Origin of the sequence: Saccharothrix sp. ST-888 (assembly GCF_000955975.1) — a bacterium.
Taxonomy (GTDB): Bacteria; Actinomycetota; Actinomycetes; order Streptomycetales; family Streptomycetaceae; genus Kitasatospora.
Genome location: NZ_JYJF01000119.1, coordinates 1 through 21254, shown reverse-complemented (window position 1 = coordinate 21254; position 21254 = coordinate 1). Strand labels below are relative to the sequence as shown.

Annotated in this window: 20 protein-coding genes; 12 read left to right on the top strand and 8 right to left on the bottom strand. The window is 69.4% G+C overall.

Going from position 1 to position 21254, the window contains the following annotated elements; all coding sequences use genetic code 11:
* Positions 1–704 (top strand): helix-turn-helix transcriptional regulator (locus tag UK12_RS28020; RefSeq protein ID WP_045305971.1); only part of this gene is annotated, 704 nt, incomplete at its 5' end.
* Between the two features lie 19 nt (positions 705–723).
* Here UK12_RS28020 and UK12_RS28015 read toward each other — a convergent pair.
* Both UK12_RS28015 and UK12_RS28010 read right to left on the bottom strand, forming a co-directional pair.
* Positions 724–921, bottom strand: coding sequence for a hypothetical protein (locus UK12_RS28015; RefSeq protein WP_156178966.1), 198 nt, complete (start codon positions 919–921; stop codon positions 724–726).
* A 273-nt stretch (positions 922–1194) separates the two neighbouring features.
* Positions 1195–1689 carry a phosphopantetheine-binding protein gene (locus tag UK12_RS28010; RefSeq protein WP_231591415.1) on the bottom strand — a complete coding sequence of 165 codons (495 nt, stop codon included), beginning with the start codon at positions 1687–1689 and terminating at the stop codon, positions 1195–1197.
* Positions 1690–1841: 152 nt separating this feature from the next.
* On the opposite strand from UK12_RS28010, the gene UK12_RS28005 reads away from it, so the two are divergent.
* The 7 genes from UK12_RS28005 (at position 1842) to UK12_RS27970 (ending at position 8479) form a co-directional block, all read left to right on the top strand.
* Positions 1842–2414 (top strand): helix-turn-helix transcriptional regulator, encoded by a 573-nt coding sequence (locus tag UK12_RS28005; RefSeq protein ID WP_082120009.1) that lies wholly within the window; start codon positions 1842–1844, stop codon positions 2412–2414.
* 272 nt (positions 2415–2686) lie between these two features.
* A complete protein-coding gene (locus tag UK12_RS40095; protein WP_156178965.1) occupies positions 2687–2851 on the top strand; it encodes a hypothetical protein in 165 nt (54 codons plus the stop codon).
* 778 nt (positions 2852–3629) lie between these two features.
* Positions 3630–4358: a WXG100-like domain-containing protein gene (locus UK12_RS27990; RefSeq protein ID WP_045305966.1), complete on the top strand. Its 729-nt coding sequence runs from the start codon at positions 3630–3632 to the stop codon at positions 4356–4358.
* Complete coding sequence (locus tag UK12_RS27985) at positions 4355–5233, top strand: nucleic acid/nucleotide deaminase domain-containing protein (protein ID WP_045305965.1); 879 nt, start codon at positions 4355–4357, stop codon at positions 5231–5233. Before UK12_RS27990 ends, UK12_RS27985 begins: the two co-directional genes overlap by 4 nt.
* Positions 5234–5265: 32 nt before the next feature.
* Entirely contained in the window at positions 5266–5826 is a 561-nt protein-coding gene (locus UK12_RS27980) for an SUKH-4 family immunity protein (protein WP_045305964.1), read from the top strand.
* Between the two features lie 7 nt (positions 5827–5833).
* Entirely contained in the window at positions 5834–6652 is an 819-nt protein-coding gene (locus UK12_RS27975) for a nucleic acid/nucleotide deaminase domain-containing protein (protein ID WP_045305963.1), read from the top strand.
* Positions 6653–6706: 54 nt separating this feature from the next.
* Positions 6707–8479, top strand: coding sequence for a WD40 repeat domain-containing protein (locus UK12_RS27970; protein ID WP_045305962.1), 1773 nt, complete (start codon positions 6707–6709; stop codon positions 8477–8479).
* A gap of 43 nt (positions 8480–8522) precedes the next feature.
* Here UK12_RS27970 and UK12_RS27965 read toward each other — a convergent pair whose 3' ends face one another.
* Complete coding sequence (locus UK12_RS27965; protein ID WP_156178964.1) at positions 8523–8753, bottom strand: hypothetical protein; 231 nt, start codon at positions 8751–8753, stop codon at positions 8523–8525.
* A 45-nt stretch (positions 8754–8798) separates the two neighbouring features.
* Between UK12_RS27965 and UK12_RS27960 the strand changes: the two genes are divergently transcribed.
* Both UK12_RS27960 and UK12_RS27955 read left to right on the top strand, forming a co-directional pair.
* Positions 8799–9608, top strand: coding sequence for a 3-hydroxybutyrate dehydrogenase (locus tag UK12_RS27960; RefSeq protein WP_045305960.1), 810 nt, complete (start codon positions 8799–8801; stop codon positions 9606–9608).
* Between the two features lie 161 nt (positions 9609–9769).
* Positions 9770–11161, top strand: coding sequence for an MFS transporter (locus UK12_RS27955; RefSeq protein ID WP_045305959.1), 1392 nt, complete (start codon positions 9770–9772; stop codon positions 11159–11161).
* Between the two features lie 54 nt (positions 11162–11215).
* On the opposite strand, the gene UK12_RS27950 is transcribed toward UK12_RS27955, so the two are convergent.
* From UK12_RS27950 to UK12_RS27930, 5 genes are all read right to left on the bottom strand, one after another.
* A complete protein-coding gene (locus tag UK12_RS27950; RefSeq protein ID WP_045305958.1) occupies positions 11216–12460 on the bottom strand; it encodes a ferritin-like domain-containing protein in 1245 nt (414 codons plus the stop codon).
* 14 nt (positions 12461–12474) lie between these two features.
* Positions 12475–13149, bottom strand: coding sequence for an HvfC/BufC N-terminal domain-containing protein (locus UK12_RS36955; RefSeq protein ID WP_052682203.1), 675 nt, complete (start codon positions 13147–13149; stop codon positions 12475–12477).
* Positions 13142–13987 carry an MNIO family bufferin maturase gene (bufB, locus tag UK12_RS27940; protein ID WP_045305957.1) on the bottom strand — a complete coding sequence of 282 codons (846 nt, stop codon included), beginning with the start codon at positions 13985–13987 and terminating at the stop codon, positions 13142–13144. The genes UK12_RS36955 and bufB overlap by 8 nt, the downstream gene beginning before the upstream one ends.
* Before the next feature lie 47 nt (positions 13988–14034).
* Positions 14035–14616: a hypothetical protein gene (locus UK12_RS36950; RefSeq protein ID WP_052682201.1), complete on the bottom strand. Its 582-nt coding sequence runs from the start codon at positions 14614–14616 to the stop codon at positions 14035–14037.
* Positions 14617–14812: 196 nt separating this feature from the next.
* Positions 14813–16204, bottom strand: coding sequence for a GNAT family N-acetyltransferase (locus UK12_RS27930; RefSeq protein ID WP_045305956.1), 1392 nt, complete (start codon positions 16202–16204; stop codon positions 14813–14815).
* 191 nt (positions 16205–16395) lie between these two features.
* On the opposite strand from UK12_RS27930, the gene UK12_RS27920 reads away from it, so the two are divergent.
* Together UK12_RS27920 and UK12_RS27915 are read left to right on the top strand one after the other, a co-directional pair.
* Positions 16396–18957, top strand: a complete 2562-nt coding sequence (locus tag UK12_RS27920) for a SpoIIE family protein phosphatase (protein WP_045305954.1) — start codon at positions 16396–16398, stop codon at positions 18955–18957.
* A gap of 260 nt (positions 18958–19217) precedes the next feature.
* Positions 19218–20663 (top strand): glyceraldehyde-3-phosphate dehydrogenase, encoded by a 1446-nt coding sequence (locus UK12_RS27915; RefSeq protein ID WP_045305953.1) that lies wholly within the window; start codon positions 19218–19220, stop codon positions 20661–20663.
* Positions 20664–21254 lie beyond the last annotated feature (591 nt).

Genomic DNA, 21254 nt, shown 5'->3' with positions numbered 1-21254 from the left:
GTCTGCTGCGCATCGCGTCGGACGAGTTCGACGACGCCCTCGCCGACCTCCTGGAGTGCGGGAGGCGCCAGTCCGCCCGGGAGGTGGAGAGCCCGATCGTCACCCCGTGGCGATCCGCCGCCGCCGACTGCTACGTGGCGCTTGGGTCCGCAGAACGCGCCGTACCCCTGGCCACCGAGGAGCTGCGGCTGGCCCGCGTCTGGGGAACGCCCCGCGCCGTGGGCCGGGCGCTGCGTGCCCTGGGCGTATCGCTCGGCGGTCGGTACGGTCTGGAACTGGCCGAGGAGGCGGTGGAGTTGCTGCGTGGCGCAGCGGAGCCGCTGCCCGAACTGGTGCCCGCCCTGCTGTCGCTCGGACAGGCGTTGCAGAACGCCGGCCAGAGCCAGCGGGCCCGCGAGGTGCTGCGTGAAGCCACCGAGTGGGCCGAACGGACGGGAGCAGTCCGGCTGCACCTGGTCGCGCGGGAGGCCCTGCGCGACTGCGGAGCCCGGCCACAGCGGGCACGGCACACGGGTGCTACGGCGCTCACCTCCAGTGAGCGCCGTATCGCGCAGCTGGCGGCAGCCGGTCACAGCAACGGCGAGATCGCCGGGTTGCTGCACCTCGCCGTGCGCACGGTGGAGACCCATCTGACGCACTGCTACCGAAAACTCGGCATCCGCCGCCGCGCGGACCTGGCCGTCGCCCTCGGGGACACCGGATAGGCCGGTACGGTCACCGTCGTCATCGGTCGCACCTGCGGCGCGGCTCGTCGAGGTACTCCAGACCGCTCAGCACGACGTCCGTGTCACCGACGAAGTCGATCAGACAGGCGATCTCGTCGACCCCGGCCGCCTCCGGCCTGCGTACGACGGCCTCCGCGTCCGCCACCGTGCCGAACAGGCCGCTGGTCTCGAAGTAGCGGTTGAAGGACTGCTCCACGGGGAACTCCACGTCTTCGTGACGTTGTCGATCCCGCTTCCCTGCACGATCTCGTCCAGGAGCCACGGCGCTTTCTCCTTCGCGGAATCCGCCACGGAAGCACTGCCGCTGCCCGCACTTCCGCTTTCTGGATCCGGCACATTCACCGTCGTCACCCAACCATCCGTGGAAACCCCGACATCAACTGAGCCTAGGAACCGGCCACCGCATCGGACAGAAGTAGAAGGGCAGGCCGGAGGGAAGAGCCGATGCCCTTTCGGTGCCCGGAAGGGGTCAGGCCGTGCCCTCGACGTCCCGCAGCCAGGCCTCGATCGCGTCCAGCGTGGGTTCGTGGGCCACCACCGGCATCCCGGGCTCCGCCGCATCGGTCTGCCGGAGGTCCGCAAGGCCCAGTTCCGCCCGGTCGGACACACCACGGGCATCCGCGATGTCACCGTCGAACCGGCCGGGCAGTGAGAAGAGTGCGACGGGAATCGTGGTGGGATCCTCCCGCCCGATGGCGTTGCGCAGCCCGCCGGCCAGCCGGGCCGCCTTGAACGAATTCCCGCCGCACTCGAAGAAGTTGTCGTCGATCGAGGTCGGAAATCCCAGAACACGACTCCACTGCGCCGAGACCAGAACCTCGCTGCCCTGAAGGCTGTGGAGCCGGCTCGGACACGATAGGCGGGGACGCCAGCAGCGGGCCGGCATGTACGTCAGAGTTCCCTTGCGGAGGGATCGTTCGCGCGGATTCCATGTTCTCGTGGTTTCGATCTCGTGGTCGACCACGATGGTCCCGTGCCCGCACGATGAAGGAGGGTGGGGGCCGGTCGTGAAACAAGGAGTTCTTCACTGTGCTGCAGTTTGCCGAGGACGTCCGTACGTCCCGTCGGGTACCGGTTGCCATTCATGCCTCGGACCCGATTTCCCGGGCCGGAGCGATGAGCCACCTTCGTCAGTACCCGGAGATAGCGCTCGTGGACAACCCCCAGCAGGATGGCGTAGAGGTCGCCCTGCTGATCGCCGACACCGTCGACGAGGCGGTCCTGCTGAGCCTGCGTCGGCTCGTCCGGACCGAGCACGTCCGGGTGGTTCTGGTCATGGACCGGATCCGGGAGTCCGAACTGCTCGATGTCGTCGCCTGCGGTGTCACCACGATCCTGTGGCGTCGCGAAGCAACGGGGGCGCGGCTGCTCCAGGCCATCCTCGCGGCCGAGCGGGGCGACGGCGACCTCCCGCCCGATCTGTTGGGCAAGCTGATCGGCCACATGGGACGACTCCAGAGCGGCGAGCCGGGTCCGCAGGGAACCGCCTCCGTCTCGCTGGGTATGGTGCCGCGCGAGGTCGACGTCCTGCGGTTGGTGGCCGAAGGCATGGACACCGGAGAGATCGCGGTCAAGCTCGCGTACTCGGAGCGGACGGTCAAGAACGTCCTGCACACCGTGACGACCCGGCTCCAACTGCGCAACCGCGCCCACGCGGTGGCCTACGCGCTGCGCGAGGGCTACATCTAGGCCGTGTCCCCACCGTCGGCGGGGCAGCTGGGCTGCGGCCGAAAAGGAACCGAAAACGCATTGGTGCTTCCCTCCGGACTGCCCTTCGCCTTCTGGCGGGAGCCGTGCCCGGTTCCTAGGCTCACTTCGTGATCGGGTTCTCGTGGCTGGCCGGGTGACGACGGTGGTACGACCGATCGCCCGCCCCAAGAAGGATACTGACTTCGGCGCTTCGGGGTGATTGGCCTGTTCGTGTGGCTGACTGACGGTCATCTGCGCGCTGTGCCGTTGGTATGCGCTATGCGGATGGGGGAGGGCTGACGGCGAAGGGCCGGCAGCGCCGCGAGGCGGTGCGGCTGGAGGCCGCCGGGCTGTTCGCCAATGGGTTGGAGCCGTTGGAGGTCACCCGCAAGCTGCGGGTGAGCTCGAAGTCGGCCTGCCAGCGGCACCAGGCGTGAACGCAGGGCGGGGTGGCGACCCTGGCTTCACGAGGTGCGAGCAGCCAGCGGTGCAAACTGTCCTCTCGCTGCCAGGAGAAGCTGGCCGGGTACCGCGAGGACGGTCAGTGGACGTGGTGCACTCCCAGGTGAGGGCGGCTCAGGACGACTGAGCGACGATGGCGAGGATACGACGCGCCGTCACCCGAATTTGGGGGCGGTCGGCAGCGGTGGCTGCCAGTCCGTGGGCGGCGACGTGCCGCGCGACGGCGTCGACGCCAGGGCCGATAGGCGGCGGCAGACATGCCACCTGTCCGGCCGGATCACACCGGAGACGACAGGCCGAGCTCACGCAGGCGAGGCAGGCAGACTTCACCCGGGTCATCACCATCGTCGAACCCCTCGGCGCCCACCAGCCCGCCGTCCCCACCTGACCGCACCATCCACCCCTCCGGACCGGCGGAGGCCGAGGCCCCCGGTCACGCAGGCAGCGTGATCGGGGGCCTTGCCGAGAACCTCATCCGCCCTGCTCAGGCCGCATGTTGGTACTCGTGGAGGAGCCCGCCGAGTCGATCGGTTCGGCGTACGTCGAGGCGAGCGGGCTCCGCGTTGTCGATTGGCTGGGAAAGGGCACGGAGGGGGCGGGCGTGCGTGATGAGGAGTGGCTGGCCACCACGGCCATGCGGCGCGGCGCGACACCCGGTGGGTCGGGGTCGGCTTTCCGGCCGTGCTGTTGAGTCGGCGTCAATTGGTATTACGATCGGAGGGACCAGTATCCAGGGTGGCGTGAGGGGGATTCATGGCCATCGAGTTGCCGGACGAGGTGGTGTCCCTCCTGCAGTTCATCGGGGTGAACTGGCCCCAGGTGAACGAGGACAAGGTCCGTGAGTTCGCCTCGCACGTGAAGGAGTTCGCCGACAACCTGGACCAGGCGCACCAGGCGTCGACGTCGACGGTCCATCAGATCGGCGAGGTCTACCAGGGGGCCGGGTACGAGGCCCTGCTCGCCAAGTGGGGCCAGCTGTCGGGCAGTCACATGCAGGAGCTGGTCGAGGCCTGCCACGTGGTGGCCACGGCGCTGGATGTGGCGGCGGACGCGATCGTGGCGATGAAGCTGGAGGCGATCGGCGAACTGGTGGTGATGGCGGCCGCGTTCGTGGCCGATCAGGTTGCCGCCGTGGCCACCCTCGGCGCCGCCGAGGCGGCGTTGGTACTGATCGAGGAAGCGGCAGCGAAGCTGGTCGACTATCTGGCCCAGCAGCTGGAGCAGTACATCATCGGTCAGGTGATCGAGGCGGCGGTCAGTCCGCTGATCGAGACGGTGGGCCGCGCCGTCAGCGGGTTGGTCTACCAGGCGGCCGAGTCCGCGCTCGGGGTCTCCGGCGGTGGCGGTTCGGCCGGGGAGGGCTTCCGGATCCAGCCGGAGGCGCTGGCGGCCCATGCGCAGACCATGCGGGAGCACGCCGAGACGGTGGCCGGCCACGCGGAGGTCTTCCGGTCCAGGATTTCGGGAGTGAGCTTCGAATGACCAAAGGTGCGGCCAAGGCGCTCGAGGACACGGCGCAGAAGCTGGAGAAGACCCTGGTCGAGGACGCCGGCCAGGCGGTCTCCAAACTCTACAAGGACACCCACGAGGGCCTCGAGAAATCCCTCAAGAACCACGTGGAGAACGACGCCGAGCATGCCGCGTCGCTCCGGAAGTACTTCGTCGACGACGGCGGCAAGGTGCAGGAGATCCGCAACGGGAAGCTCCACGCGCTCGACCCGGACGACAAGTCCGGCATCCACGGCTTCGTCGACCCGAAGACGCACAAGGTCAAGGATCCGTCGCCGACGGACATGCAGAAGAAGTACCACGCCCGGAAGGACAAGAAGAACCCCGGCGAGGGCGTGAAGAGCGAGAAGATCAAGGATCCGACCGACCTCTCCCGTGCCACCGAGGAGGCCCGGCGGGCCAACGGTGACTACAAGGGCAAGAACTACGCCGCTCTCAAGTACAAGGACGAGGACGGCCACAAGTTCGTCCTGGTGGGCCGGAGCGACTACGACCGCAGCCACTCGGAGCGGTCGATCGGCAAACCTCTTCTCGGCGGCCACGAGGGCGATGTCAAGGAGCTCTACACGGAACGGGCCCCCTGCCAGGACGGACCGAACTGCGAGCGATGGGTGGGCCGGCACTTCGAGTCGAAGAATCCGGACCTCAAGGTCTCGCACGGTGTCGACTACGACAACAAGGTGGTGACGGAGGACCGGGACTGGGGGCACAAGGCGTACCTCAAGCAGCTGAAAGCGGACCACGGGGCGGGGGACCACAGCGGCACGATGGGCACCAAGGACTTCGACGAGGTCGGCCAGGAAGGCCGGACGCCACGCGTCAAGAAGCGCGCCCGCAAGGGTCTGTAGAGTCGGCATGGCGGACTGAGGAGGAGCGACAGGTGCTGGTGGAACTGGATTGGCAGGCGGTTGTGGCGAGCCAGCCGACGGGTGGCATGCTCAGGTTCCGGGCGGACGCCGCCTCGGCGATCTGGTCGGACCCGGGCACGGCCCGGTTCGCGACGGAGTTCGGCGTCCCGCACTCGCGCGGACTGTTCCGGATTCTGGCCGACCTCGCCGAGCGCGATCCGGCCGGTCCTGAGCGCGCGCTCGTCGATGACATCGACCCGTTGCCGATCGACACGCCGCACGGAGAACTCCGGCCTCTGGGCCTGCTGTTCAACTCGTTCCTCTACGTCCGGCCCGCCGACGGCACCATCTGGGTGTCGGATCCGGACGCGGAGGAGGAGTTCGAGCTGATCCACCAGGATCTGTCCTCGCTGGCCTACGTGGTCTACAAGGTCGAAGCGGAGCGGCCGGGTCCCGAGGAGGACCCGGATCCCTACGACTGGGCCGACATCGAGGAGATCATCCGGGAGGACACGGCTCGCTGGGACCGCACTCCGTTCGAGAGCGGGGCGCAGTTCTGGGAGAGGTTCCTGCTGTCCTACCCCATGATGTGAGTGAGACATGACTGACGACCTTCAGACCGGGCTCCGTGCGCAGTTCGGCGACAAGGGGCTCTGGGTGGTCCCCGGTACGGCGATCCCGCTCCCGCTCCAGGTGGGACCGTACTTCGCCGCGCCCGAACCGTCCGAGCCCGCGCTGCTCGGAGAGTTCGCCGGCATCCTCGGGTGGGAGGCCGGGCCCGTGGCGGGGCGGTTGCGGGTCGGCTACGACAACGGAGCCCAGCTGTATGTGGCCGAGGGGGGTGCCGTCCGCGCGGTCGTGCTGGGGTCGAGCATGCCCGAACTCGCCGTGAACAGCAGCGTCGAGGCCCTTGCGGCCGGGTTGCTCCTGCTGGACCGTCACCTCCCGCGCATCGGCGACGACCAGGACGAAACGGCTGCCCTCACCGCCTACCAGCAGCTGCGCCAGGGGCTGTTGGAGCTCGACCCGGCAGCCTTCGAGGACCGGGAGAGCTGGTGGCCCCGGGTGCTGGACGACCTGCGGCGGCCGCTGAACGCCGTCTCCTCCTCGGCCTTCGAGTTCGTCGACGAGGGCGGCGAGAAGCGGATCGTCACCGCGATCAGCGGCCCGGGGATGCCTCATCCCGAGGAAATGGTCTGGCACCGGCTCCAGGCGGCCGGCATCGAGCCCGAGCAGGTCACCCAGGTCTACTGCGAGCTGGAGCCCTGCATGATGCCGGGCCACTACTGCGCGCTCTGGATGGCCGACGTCTTCACCGAGGCGCAGTTCACGCACAGGTTCGACTACGGTCGGACTGCGGAGTCACGGGACGAGGGCGTCAAGGCGCTGATGATCAGCGTCGCAGAGCGCCAGGATTAGCACGATCGCAGTGCCCGAGGTGGGGATCGCGGTGCCGGAGCCGGGAGGGGACGAATGAAGGTGTCCGAGGCCGAGCGGCGAATGCCGCCGCTGGGGGCCGGGCGGCGGGCTGCAGGCCTGGCACTGCTCGGCTGGCTGGACGACGAGCGCGCACCGAGACTGTGCCGCATCATCGGGTCCCCCGGCGCGGGGAAGTCGCATCTGCTGGCCTGGTTGGTGCGGGGCTGCACGATGGGGACGACGCCGAGCGGACAGCGCATCCACGGCGTCGTCCCCGCAGCCGGGCTCTCACTGCGCGGCGCCGTCTGGACGCTGGGGCAGCAGTTCAACCTCGTCGCGCACAGCCCCGGTGAGCTGCTGGCGGCCATCGGGCGCGACGACCGGCGCACCGTGATCTGCGTACCCGAGTTCGACCGGGCCGCCGAGCCGGGCCGGCTGGTGTCCGAACTGTTGAATCCGCTCCTGGAAATGCCGCATGTCCGGCTGCTCGTGGAGGCTTCGCAGACGCCGGGTTTCGAAGCCGTGCCCGAGCCGGCGGTGCTGGACCTGGACGAGCCGCGGTGGACCGACCGGGAGCAGTTCGCCTCCTGGTGCGCCGAGGCGGGAGCGGACGGGGGCGGATACCCCTCACCGGGACGGGCGCTGGGGGAGTCACCGACCGCAGAGGACGTCGCGGCCCTGGTCTCGCGGATACCCGCGGCAGCCGACGGAAGCCGGGATCTGCGGGCGGCCGACGAGGAACTTCTCACCAAGCTGTGGGAGGTGGCCGGCCGGGCGGCGGATCTCGGCCCGCTGGCCACCGACCCCGTGCTGTACGCCCTCGCCCGGCCGACCGCCGTCACGACGGCCGTCGAGGGCCGGGACGACATCCTCGCCCGGGCCTGGCAGGCGGCCGGTCCGGGCCTGATCGACGAGCCGGATCCCGGTGTACGTGCCGCCGTACTCCGCACCCGACTGCTCGGGGTGGACGACAAGGCGGCGGCTGCGCTGACCGACGTGCCCGGCGGCTGGACGACACGTTGGGTGTCGTGGGGCCGGGGCGCGGTGGAGATGGCGGCCGCCGGCCCGGGCCCGTACACCTCGCAGCTGCTGGTGGCCGACCGGGACGGCACGGTGCGGACCTACGACTCCGGCACCGGACGGCGGACGGGTGTGGTCGTCGTCCCCGGTCCGAAGCCCCTGCGGGGGCTCGCGGTGACCTCCGGCGGCACGGTCGTCCTGCTGGACAGCTGGGGCGGGACCGGGCTGCTGGCCCCCGACCAGTCCTGGCCGGGTCTGGAACCGCACCAGCTGACCGAGGCGATCGAGGCAATCCGCGAGGGGGCCGCCGAGCTCACCACTGTGGCTGCGGTCGGTCGGCTTCCCGGTGCCGCACCGGCGTTCGGCGACGCGGCGGGTGCCGTGCACTGGGCCGAGCCCGACGAGATTCTCAGCGCGCAGCTCCACCAGGGCCCGGTGACGGCCCTCGCCGCTGTAGCGCTCGGTGGCGGTCTGTCCGAGCCGGACCTTCCCCTGCTGCTCAGCGGCGGACTCGATGGCACCGTTCAGCTCTGGGGCCCGGCCTCCGAGCCGATGTCCGAAGCCTCCGACCGGCGGGACTGCCCGGTGACCGCCGTCGCGGCCGGCGCGACCGCTGCCGGCGCACTGGTGGCCGCGGCGTGGTCCGACGGCCTGGTCCGGGTGCGTGATCTCGGTGGTGCCGGTGGCGTACTCGACATCCGGCCGGGGTCCGAGATCTGGTCGATGGCACTCATCGGGACGCTCCTGGTCCTCGGTATGCCCGACGGCCTGGCCACGATCGACCTCCGCCGACGCGGCGGTCCCTGAGGGCCGAGCCGGAGCAGGGAAGCCACGTCACGATGCAGGGACATCACCTGCTCAGGGCGGCCCGGCCGGTGCTGTACCGGCGGCGCAGGACCAGGGCGCGGATCAAGCGGACGGTGTTCGCCACCGTAGACTCGCCGACCTGGCACTGCAGGGTGAGCAGTCGGTGCTGCCGCGCGAGGATCTCGATGTCCTTCTCTCCGTCGCTCATCGGGAGAAGGCGCAGCGGCAGCGGTATGGGGAACAGGCACACATCCCGTTCGATCACTGTGGCCACGGCACACATGGGACACGTCCGCCGTCGCCCCTACGGTGACGGGTCATGGACAGTACCCAGAAGCCCGGTCTCCGCCGTGGACCGGCCATCGACGAGTCCACGGCTCCGGCGCCGTTCCTGACCGGCCGCACGGCGCTGATCACCGGAGCCGCCAGCGGGATCGGCCGGGCCTGCGCCCTCGCCTTTGCCGCGGCGGGCGCCCGGGTCTACGTCGTGGACCGTGCGGCGCAGACCGCCAGGGCCGTGGCCGAGGAGAGTGGCGGGATCGCGCTCGTGGTCGACCTGTCGGATCCGGACGCGGTGGACGGTCTGCCCGACGACGCCGACATCGTGGTCAACAACGCGGGCCTGCAGCACGTCGCCCCGGTCCACGACTTTCCGCCGGAGCGCTTCCGGCTGATCCAGCGGGTGATGGTGGAGGCGCCTTTCCGGATCATCCGACGCACGCTGCCCCACATGTACGGGCAGGAGTGGGGACGGATAGTCAACGTCTCCTCGGTGCACGGCCTGCGGGCCAGCCCCTTCAAGTCCGCGTACGTCACCGCGAAACACGGTCTGGAGGGCCTGAGCAAGGTGGTGGCGCTCGAAGGTGCCCCGTACGGCGTCACCAGTAACTGCATCAACCCCGGCTACGTGCGCACGCCCCTGGTCGAGGACCAGATCGCCGCGCAGGCCCTCGCCCACGGCATCCCCGCGCAGGACGTGGTCGAGCAGGTGATGCTCGAACGATCCGCGATCAAGCGTCTGATCGAGCCCGACGAGGTCGCCCGGGCCGCGCTCTGGCTCTGCTCCGCACACTCGGGCTACGTCACCGGGACCTCCCTGCCGCTGGACGGCGGCTGGACCGCCCACTGACGGCCCCCGCCGTCACCCCGATCGCCGCCGGGCGGTCGCGCCCGCCCGGCGGTAGCACCACCCATCACCAGTGCCGCGCCGCACCCCGGTTGCGCACGCCCGCCGCACGCCCACTTCCGCCACATCCTCACTTCCGCCACATCCCCTGAGACGGTGACTCCATGGCCAGCGCTCCCAACGCCGTGAACGCGCCCGCCGGACCCAACGGCCTTGCCCGTGTGGTCGGCGCCAGCCTCATCGGTACCACGATCGAGTGGTACGACTACTTCCTCTACGGCTCCGCAGCCGCCCTGGTCTTCGGCAAGCTCTTCTTCCCCGAGTCCGATCTGCTGACCGGCACCCTGCTCGCCTTCCTGACCTACGCCATCGGCTTCGCCGCCCGCCCGATCGGCGCCCTGGTCTTCGGCCACTTCGGCGACCGCCTGGGCCGCAAGAAGCTCCTGGTCGTCAGCCTGCTGATGATGGGCTCCGCGACCGCGCTGATCGGCTGCCTGCCCACCTACAAGTCGGTCGGCATCGCCGCGCCGATCCTGCTCACCACGCTCCGCGTCATCCAGGGCTTCGCGCTCGGCGGCGAGTGGGGCGGCGCCGTCCTGCTCGTCTCCGAGCACGGCGACCCCAAGCGCCGTGGCTTCTGGGCCTCCTGGCCGCAGGGCGGTGCGGCGCTCGGCAACCTCCTCGCGGTCGGCGCACTCACCCTGCTGGCCAACGTCCAGACCGACGCCACGATCCTCGCCTGGGGCTGGCGCATCCCCTTCCTGCTCTCGGCAGTACTGGTCGGGATCGGCCTGTGGATCCGCCTCTCGGTGGAGGAGTCCCCGCTCTTCCGGCAGGCCCTCGCCAACGACGAGAGCCGCAAAGCAGCACAGGCCAGGGAGCAGACCCCGCTGCTCGCCGTACTGCGCCACCACTGGCGCGACGTCCTGGTCGCCATGGGCGCCCGGATGGCCGAGAACATCTCGTACTACGTCGTCACCACCTTCATCCTCGCCTACTGCGTCGGGCACCTGAAGGTCGAGAAGCAGACCGCGCTCAACGCCGTCCTGATCGGCTCGGCGATCCAGTTCTTCCTGATCCCCCTGTTCGGCGCGCTCTCCGACCGCGTCGGCCGCAAGCCCGTCTACCTCCTCGGCGCGGCCGGGATGGGTGTCTGGATCTGGCCGTTCTTCGCCTTGGTGGACAGCAGGAGCTTCGCCATGATCACCCTGGCGGTGACCATCGCGCTGGTCTTCCACAGCGCCATGTATGCGCCGCAGGCGGCCTTCTTCTCCGAGATGTTCGGCACCCGGATGCGCTACTCCGGTGCCTCCATCGGCGCCCAGTTCGCCTCGGTCGCAGCCGGCGCCCCCGCCCCGCTGATCGCCGTCGCCCTGCTCGCCTCGTACGGGAACTCGTCCCCGATCTCGGTGTACGTCGGGATCGCGGCGGTGATCACGGTGGTCGCGATGCTCTTCGCCAAGGAGACCCGTGACCGCGACCTGGCGGACATCGCCCCCTCCTCCGGCGCCGCCGCCGCGGCCACCGAGACGGACCTGGCAATCGCCGACTCCTGACCTGCCGCACACACCGAAACGACCTGCCGCACACCGTGTGACCGTGGTGCCGGATCAGACGTCCGGCATCCTGTTCAGCAGCCACAGCACGCTGTTGTCTCCGCCGAGTTCGGGGAAGTGGTGCATGGTTTCCTCGCAGAGCTTGATGAGGTGTGCCTTCTTGCCCCGCTCGGGCAGCTGGTGGAACTCGAAGGTGGGCGCCATGTGCTCGGGGATTCCGGACGCGTGGACGAGCGGTCTGGCGACCATGATCTCGGCCACGCGCACCAGCACACCCTGCATGAGCGAGATGAAGGTGCGCTCCAGGTGGTAGCGCTTGTTCTCCTTGTTCGGTTCGAGGGTCTTCCACGAGGTGTCGTAGATGACGTCCAGCATGTGCATCGTGTAGCAGTACGCCGCGTTGAAGAGGGTGTTGATGGCGTGTGCCGCCGGCTCGGTCTTCTTGTCGTAGCCGACGGCTTTCGGGTCGGTGGGCAGGTTGTACACGTTGCCCAGCGGCTCGACGCCGTCGGCGATCCGCTTGAACTTGGTGTAGTGCGGCAGCTCGTCGAGGCCGGGGATCGGCTTGAGCGGGTCGATCGGCACCGAGGGGCGCTTGGGGTCGACCCCTTCGCCCTGTTCCACGATGATTTTCAGCGCGTCCAGCGCGGTCTTCAGATCGTGCACCAGGACCGGTCCGCCGCCGCCGTCCTTGTTCCAGTACGCGCTCACGTACTGGAACTCCGGCTTGTTGTCCCGCCAGATCTTCTTCCCGGGTTCCTTGCTGAGAACGGCGAGCCGCTCGCCGACCGACTTGTAGAACTCGCCGATGGTCCGGTACCAGCCCTCGGGGATGGTCTCGTTGGTGGTCTCGTCCTGTCTCGGGAGCTCGAACTCCATGAAGACTTCCTTGACCAACGTCTCGCTGCACGGCCCCAGATGCAGGGTCAGCTCGGGCCAGCGGTGCAGCATGAGCGAGGGGTACGTCGGGATGAAGTCCTTGTCATAGAACTTGATCTTCTTCCGGGCGCCGAGTGCGACCAGGATGTTGCGCACCAGGGACAGGTGCAGCATCTCCTCGACCACGATGCTGCGGATCAGCCGGAAGGCGCCCATGCCCGGGTCCCACTGGGAGCAGCCACGGGTCTCGATGGAGAACGCGGCGTACAGGTACATCGGGACCGTGGACATCTCCAGATAGGCGGCCTGGCACAGGTGGTTGATCAGCTGCTCCAGGTCCTTCTTGTCGCTCTGGGGGTCGACCGGCCACAGGGCCATGGCCGGCGGCACGAGCTCCGTGGTGAGGGCTGCGGTGGTCATCGGGTTGCTCCTTTTCACTCGGGGAAGGCAGACGGGAGGGGAACGTGGCGTTCGGGGAACCGCTCGCACAGAAGCCGGTAGGCGTCCGGCTCCAGTTCGCTCGTGACGACCGCGTAGTCGCGCCGGGAGAGGGCCAGATGCACGGGCGGTCCCGGTACGGGCGGCTCGGTGGGCAGACCGTGAAGGACCGCGGCGTGGTAGGCGTGCACAGGCGCGCAGCACCGCAGTACCCGAAGGAACGGAACCGACGCCGGTCCCGGACTGTCGTGGACCTCGGTGAAGGCCCGCTCGTAGCGGGCGAGATCGACTAGGACGTCCACCCAGCCCTCGCGCCGGGCGGTCGGGAGCCCGCGGTCGGGTCGGTGTGCGGCGAGGTGCTCGGCGAACCGCGCATCCAGGTGGAAGAGGGTGTAGGAGTGCGATGGGCGGGCGTCGAGGTAGTCGAGGGCGAAGTCGTCGAACAGCTCCGGGCCGAGCAGGGCGCGCAGGCCGGGATGCAGTCCGCGCATCGTCTCCAGCAGGCGCAGGCGGTAGCCGCGTCGGTAGATGTCGAGCCGCTGGTGCGCGCTCAGTGTGGCGGAATCGGTGAGGACGGCGCCGACGGCCTGCGGTTCCGGACGGGCGGGATCGAGGATCGCGCGCTGCAACCAGTGCTGGGTGTCTGCCAGGGTGCCGGTCGGACTAGCCACAGCTCACCCGTGCGTGAGTGCGTCCGGGCGCGGCGCTGTGCCGCCGGGCCTTGTCCAGTTCGGCGAGCAGTTCGGGGAAGGCTGGGATGTGGTCGTCCCATTCGAGCAGGGTGGCGACCGGCCCGGTGAGGGAGGTCGCCAGCCGGTACAGCCGCCACACCGGGTCGGCCACCGGCTGGTCGTGGGTGTCGATGACGTGGGTGCCGAGATGGGTGTGGCCGGCGAGGTGGATCTGTACCACGCGCTCGTGCGGCAGCGCCCGTACGTACTGCTCCGGGTCGAAGCCGTGGTTGACGGAGGAGACGTAGACGTTGTTGACGTCCAGGAGGAGTCCGCAGCCGGACTCGGTGGCGAGCCGGGAGACGAATTCCCACTCGCTCATCTCGGAGTGGGTGAACTCGACGTAGCTGCTGGGGTTTTCCAGCACCAGCGGACGTTGGAGGAAGTCCTGTACGGCCCGCACCCGGTGGACCATGTGGGCCAGCGCCTCCTCGGTGAACGGGACCGGCAGCAGGTCGTGGGTGTTGAGCCCGGCTACCCCCGTCCAGCAGATGTGGTCGGAGATCCAGCGCGCGCCGATGTCGTCGGCCAGGCGGCGCAACCGGCGCAGGTAGTCGAAGTCGAGGGGGTCGGTACTGCCGATCGACAGCGAGACGCCGTGCATGACGACCGGGTAGCGCTCGGCGATCCGGTCGAGCGCGTGGCGCGGAAAGCCGCCCGAGTCCGTGAAGTTCTCGGAGATGATCTCGAACCAGTCGACGGGCGGCCAGTGCGTGAGGACGTGCCGGAGGTGCGGGGTGCGCAGACCGACACCGAACCCCAAGTCGCTTGCGGGCAAGGCGGTGGTGGCCGGAGGCGTTTCCGCGGTCGTACATCGGCCCCCACTCATGTGCCGGTGCCCTGGGGAGCCGGAGGAATCTTCCGCTTCTCCTCGTACCGGGGCACCATGTCGTCCGGGAAGCCCTCGCCGGGGGAGGGCCCGAAGGGCCGTCCGGCCGCGTACATCCGTTCCTCGAAGATCTTCCGAGCCCGTTTCCACACGCTCGTGCCGCGGTAGGGCCCGGCGGCGTGCACCCGGCTCTCGTTGATGGGGCTGGCACAGCTGCCGTTCCAGCGGCACTCCTGGCTGCCGGGCCTGGCCTGCTCCGCGTCGCTGCCGCTGTATCCGCAACCGCCTTGTCCCCGACACTCGTTGTCGCCATGACAGACGTGGAACACCGTGGCGCACTGCCCCATCCCGGCCATTTCCCCGGTGCCGTTGACCCCGTGCCCCTGGCAGGAGTTCAGCCCCATGCACACATGGAGCTCGACCTCCTTCTGCAGCTTCTTCGGCTCGACGAACTGCACGTTGGCCTCTCTGGCCCCCACCCGCTTCTCGGCACCGAGCTTCCCGCCCTCGATGAGCAGGGAGACCTCCTTGGCGCTCAGCCTCCGGTACCCGTTACCGTCGTGCTCTGCTGCGCCCATGCGCGTTCTCCTTTCCGATGGGCTCCGGACTGCTCTGTGAAACGGCCGGAGCGGGACCCCCACTGGGGGTTCCATCGCACTCGAACCAACAAACCCGCTAGAAGGGTGAAAACCGTCATCTCCAAAGCGCAGGTGACGACAACCGGCCTGGCGCATGCTAGACACGCCACTGTTGATCAGACCTGACCAAGCCCTACTAGGAGCGCGGCCGGAGGCCGGCGAGGCGGGCTTCGAGCGCACCGACCTCGGACTCGACGCTTGACACGACATGGTCGGTCACATAGCCGAGCGGGGCGTTGACGCGGATCATGTGGAGGTTGTCGGACGCCGTCATCGTGTGCACCTGTTCCAAGTGGGGAAGGTCGGCGGTGAGCCACCGCATCATGGCGGCCTTGACCGCCCGGCCGAGTCCGAGCCCGCGGAACTCGGGTAGCACGGCTGTGTCTTCCTGGTGGCAGAAGCTCGACTGCCGCGGGATGATCGCGATCTCGGTGAAGCCCGCCACCGCCCCGCTGCGCTCGTCAACGGCTACGACGTACCGGTGTGTTTCGCCGATCTCGCGCATTCTGGTTTCGTACTGCCGTACCCGTTCCGCGGTCCAGTCGGGGTGCCGGTAGCTCGTCTCGCCGGTCGGTGAGTCGGCGATGGCGTTGCGGGCCCGGGCGAAGCTCTGCACGAGGTCGTCCGGGGCTGTGTCCACCCACTTCTGGATCCGGAACCCGGGAGTCGGCGGCACCTGCCACCGCGCCGGGTCCACGCTCTTGATGTCCAGGTGGTGTGAAGCGCGTTGCGCGACCGCGCGGAAGCCGAGGGCGTTCGTCCACTTCTCGCCGTCCGCACTGGCCTTGGTCTGACCGGCGATCCTCCGGCAGCCGCGCTCGTGGATCTCCGGCAGCATCGTCTGGAGCAGTCGTGTCCCGACACCGCGCCTGCGGTACTGGGCTGACACGCGCACCGAGATGATGGCCCGCTCGCTGTTCTCGTCCGTCGGGAAAACGGCGCTCGCTGTGCCGATCAGCCGCCCGCTGTCGCGCGCGACCCACAGTCGTTGCAGTCCCAAGTACGAGGTGGATTGGCGCAGTTGCTGCACGTAGGAGTCGTACGGCGGCACCGGGCTGCTCGGGTAATCTGCGGCGGTTGACGTGACGGCGAGTTCGTACCAAGCGCGGAGCTCGTCCGACGAGGCGTGTTCCGCTGCGAACGGCGCTGTTTCCAGGCTCATGACGACATTCCTTTCCTTGACCTCGAGGGCGGGGCGCCTGCCGAGTGCTGTCAGAGGTTGAGCAGCCGGTGGCCGGCCAGCGCAGGCGGTCGGCTCCCAGGTGATCGTGATCAGTCCGAAGCCGAACAAACCTCTGCCATGTGAGAGCACCTGTTGCGTGAACGGTTGCACCGCGCCGGGGGTGTCGAACGCGGGAATGCGCGCGGCGCGCAGGGCTTCGGCGACGGTACGCACACGGTGCTCATAGCCGAGGTCGACGACGGCTTCGTCCCAGTGGGAGGCATCGCGTAGGGCGGCGGTGGAGATCCGTCCGCCTCGTGGGCCGACGAAGAGGCGGGTCATGGGGTCGTTGTCGATGACGGTCATGCGCCGGTCCACGTGGTCGTGGATGTCTTCGATGGTGGGGGCGGTGCGGCGGCGTCTGCCTGCGGGGCCGCTGTCGACGATGCCGCCGGGGCCGGGGTGGTCCGGCGGTGTAGGGGCCGGGATCCTTGTCGGGGTGTTCCGGATGGCGCGACAATCGATACGGGTCGGGCCGCCGGACCAGCCCGGGCCTGATGGCAGGCGGTGATGTTCTGGTGGCCGAGGGCGATACCGGTGAGCGCGACCGCCTGCTGGTCGCCGCGGCTCGCCGGGCCGTTTCCGAGACCAGGGGCCACGCCGCGAGCGTCTTTCTCCGCTCGTGTGACCGCCGTTCGCTGGTGCTCGCCGCCTCCTGCGGGGCGCCGCCGTCGTTGCTGGGCGGCTGGCGGCTGATTCCGGTGAGCAGCCCGATCCCGGTCGCCGTGGCGTACCGGTCCGGCCGGACGGTTCACCTCGCCGATGCCGATGAGACGATGCGCCGGTACCCGCAACTGGCGGTGGCGCTGCCGTACCCGTTCGGCTCGGCCTCCGTGCCGCTCCGGGCCGAGGCGGAGCACTTCGGGGCGCTGGCGGTGGTGTGGGCGACCGAACCGGGTGACCAGGGCCTGCCGCGCGCCCAGCGCCGCCAGCTTCGTGCCACCGCCAACCGGCTGGGCACCGCGCTGGCCGAGCTCCAGGCCGGCGGCGACCCGGTCGAGTGCGACCCGCGAACAGCCGCCGTCGAGGTGCCCGCCCTCGGCCGTTTCTCGGTCCGGGTGGGCCTGCTCGACTGGGAGCCCGCCACCGATCAGGTCGTCGGGGACGAGAGTCTCTGCACGGTCTTCGGCCTCGAACGCGAGGCGTTCGACGGGACGTTCGGGGGACTCACCGCCAAGGTGGTCCCCGGTGATCTGGCTGCGTTCCGGGCCGAGGTCCGGGCCGCGTCCGACGGCAGAGTGCTCTCCCACCGGCTGCGGGTGTGGGTGGACGAGGCCCGGCGGCGCACGGTCGAGCTCTGGGTCCGCGTATCGAACCACGGCCCGGCGGCCGGCGAAGGGCCGGGAACCCGGGTGGTCGGTGCCGTCCTCGACGCGGGGGACGGCGCTTCGGCGGTCGCGGCGATCGAACGTCTCACCGACGGCGTGCTGGAGCTGGACACGGACGGGCGGCTCACCTGCCTCAACGGCAGTCTGGAGCGGCTGTTGCAGGTCCGGCGGGAGGAGGTGCTGGGCCGGCGGATCTGGGACGTCCTGCCATGGCTGGCCGCGCCCACGTACGAGAACCGGTTCCGCGCCGCACTGGTCTCGCAGCGGACCATCTCCTTCCTGGCGTGCCGCCCGCCCGACCAGTGGCTCGCCTTCTCGCTCCACCCGGACCCGAGCGGCGTCACCGGCCGGGTCGTACCGGTCGGCGGGCCGACCACGGCGACACCCGCGCCTGCGGCGGCACCCGAGGCTGCGGACGCTGCGTTCCCGGACGCCGCGTTTTCGGAGGCCGCGTTCCCGGACGCTGCGTTCCCGGATGTCGCTCCATCGACCGGTCTCGCGATGATGTATCACGTCCTCCAGCTCGGCAGCGCGCTCACGCAGGCGGTCACCGCGCGTGAGGTGGGCGACGTCGTGGCGCACCAGCTGCTGCCGGCCTTCGGGGGCCAGCAGGCAGCGATCTACCTGGCCCAGTCCGGACTGCTGCACCTGCTCGCGCGCACGGGCTGCGAGGAGGCGTTCCCGCTCCGGCTGGAGGGCGCGTCCCTCCAGGCCCGCCTGCCCGGGACCGAGGCGCTGACCTCCGGCGTCCCGCTGTTCGTCGAGTCGCCGCAGGCACTGGCGGACCGCTATCCGGGGATCCCCACCGGCGAGTCGCGTGCCTGGGTGTTCCTGCCGTTGATCGCCTGCAACCGTCCGATCGGTACCTGCGCGCTCGGGTTCGACCGGATCCACCCGTTCACGATCGAGGAACGCGGTGCGCTCACCTCGCTGGGCGGGCTGATCGCCCAGGCACTGGAACGTGCCCGGCTGTACGACGAGGAGTCCGCCATCGCGCGCGGTCTCCAGGACGCACTGCTGCCGCACCGGCTGCCCAGCCTCCCGAACATCCGCACGGCGGCCCGCTACCTGCCCGGGACTCGCGGGATGGATATCGGCGGCGACTGGTACGACGTCGTTCCCGCCGGCCGCAGCGTCGCCCTGGTGGTGGGCGACGTCGAGGGGCACAGCGTCGCCGCCGCCGCGACGATGGGGCAGCTGCGCAGTGCCGCCCGGGCCTACACCACAGCCGGCCAGCGGCCCAGCCAGGTGGTCACCGGGACCAACCGGCTCCTGGTGGACCTCGACTCGGGGCTGCTCGCCAGCTGCTGCTACCTGAGCCTCGATGCCCGCAGTGGCCGGGTGTGTGCGGTCCGGGCAGGCCACTGCCCGCCGCTGCTCCGGCAGCCGGAAGGTACCGCGGAGGTGCTGGACCTGCCCGGCGGGCCGCTGCTCGGGGTGGATCCCGCGTCCGCCTACCCGGAGTCCCCGCTGACCCTCCGCCCCGGTTCGATCCTCGCGCTCTACACGGACGGCCTGGTCGAGGAACGCGGCACCGGGATCGACCAGGGGATCGACCGCCTGCGGGCGGCGCTGGCCCACGCCCGCTCGGGCTCGCTGGAGGCGCTGGCCGACCATCTGCTGCACGGGGCCGAGCGGTTGACCAGCCGGGCGGACGACATCGCCCTGCTGCTTGCCGAGTACCGGCCCACACCCACGGGTGAACCGGCCGAGCGAAGCGGGGAGTGCTGATGCCCGCGCCGGGGATCAGCCGGGGATCAGCCGGGGATCATCAGCCAACGTGACCAGGTACTGACCAGTACGGATGAGTTCTCGGCACCCACAGTCCCCGATCTTGGCGGGCCCCGCTCAGGCTGCCGGACGGCTGCCGAGCGTCGCTGGAACCGGGCGCTGGAGTGGCGGGGGGCCTCGGCGTTCGGACGGGTCCGCTCAAGTGATCGGAACGGCCGAAAGCTAGCATGTGCGCATCGCCTAGCTCGAAAGATGGACCTGTGACTGTCAATGAGGACGTGTTCACTAATTGGAAGAACCGCGAGGAGATCGCGGAGTCGATGATCCCGATCATCGGGAGACTGCATCGGGAGAGGGACGTCACGGTCCTGCTGCACAGCCGCTCCCTGGTGAACAAGTCGGTGGTCAGCATTCTCAAGACTCACCGATTCGCCCGCCAGATAGCCGGTGAGGAGCTCTCGGTCACCGAGACGCTGCCGTTCCTGCAGGCCCTCACCAAGCTCGATCTCGGCCCTTCCCAGATCGACATCGGCATGCTCGCCGCTACGTACAAGACCGATGACCGAGGCCTCTCGGTGGAGGGCTTCACCGCCGAAGCCGTCGCCGGGGCCACTGGCGCCAACAAGCTGGAACGCCGCGAGTCGCGCGACGTCGTCCTGTACGGGTTCGGCCGCATCGGCCGGCTCCTCGCCCGCCTGCTCATCGAGAAGGCCGGTTCGGGCAACGGTCTGCGGCTGCGGGCCATCGTCGTCCGCAACAGCGGCGGCGAGGACCTCGTCAAGCGCGCCTCGCTGCTGCGCCGTGACTCCATCCACGGCCAGTTCCACGGCACGATCACCGTCGACGAGGCGAACAACAAGATCATCGCCAACGGTCACGAGATCACGGTGATCTACTCCAACGACCCGACGACGGTGGACTACACGGCGTACGGCATCGACGACGCCATCCTCATCGACAACACCGGCCGGTGGCGCGACCGCGAGGGCCTGTCGAAGCACCTCCGCCCCGGCATCGCCAAGGTGGTCCTGACCGCGCCGGGCAAGGGCGACGTCCCCAACATCGTCCACGGCGTCAACCACGACACGATCAAGCCGGACGAGCAGATCCTGTCCTGTGCGTCCTGCACCACCAACGCGATCGTCCCGCCGCTGAAGGCGATGGCGGACGAGTATGGCGTCCTGCGCGGCCACGTGGAGACCGTCCACTCGTACACCAACGACCAGAACCTGCTGGACAATTACCACAGCTCCGACCGCCGTGGCCGCTCGGCAGCGCTCAACATGGTCATCACCGAGACCGGCGCGGCCTCCGCCGTCGCCAAGGCGCTGCCCGACCTCAAGGCGAAGATCACCGGCAGCTCGATCCGCGTCCCGGTGCCGGATGTCTCGATCGCGATCCTCAACCTGCAGCTCGCGCGGGAGACCAACCGCGCGGAGGTCCTCGACTACCTCCGCAACGTGTCGCTGACCTCGCCGCTCAAGCGCCAGATCGACTTCATCAGCGCCCCTGACGCGGTCTCCAGCGACTTCATCGGCTCGCGCCACGCCTCGATCGTCGATGCCGGCGCCACCAAGGTCGAGGGCGACAACGCGATCCTCTACCTGTGGTACGACAACGAGTTCGGCTACTCCTGCCAGGTCATCCGGGTCGTCCAGTACGTCTCCGGAGTCGAGTACCCGACCTACCCGGCCCCGGCGGTCTGATCTCGGCGGACGGTCTGATCCCGCCGTCACGCCGTCACGTCGTCTTGGCGTCTTGGCGGGTGAGGTGGCGGTGGGGTGGCAATCGATCCCGAACGGCTTCTGATTGCTGTCCCACCGCCAGTCGGCGCGGGTGATCTGCCTCGTGCTGACGCTGAAGCCCCGGCTGGACCGGCACGCTGTGGCGCCGTGTCCTGGATTTGCCCCCGGCCCCCGATGGGGTAGTGTTCTCTAGTCGCTCGGCAGGGAGCACCGGACACGCGTCGGCGCGGACGGTCCCGGGGCGGCCAACCCTCTGAAACACCACTTCTTCTGTTCGAGCTGAGTCGTGCTCTGGCATGTCTCGGTTGGAATTGTTGTGTGCTTTTCTGGGTTGTGGCCGGGTTCGCTTCTCGGAGCGGGGATCGGCTAAGGTTTGGGGCGTCGGACGGGCCGTCAGGTCGGTTCGGCAAAGGGTTTTCCGAGAGCCGGGAAGCGTGAAAGACGGATCAGAGTGATCTGATAGAGTCTGGAGCGCCGAAAGGCCGAAGGAAAGCGGATCGGGTGAGTGAAACTCCGGAAAACGGAGCGGAAAGCATCTGATAAGCTGGAAAC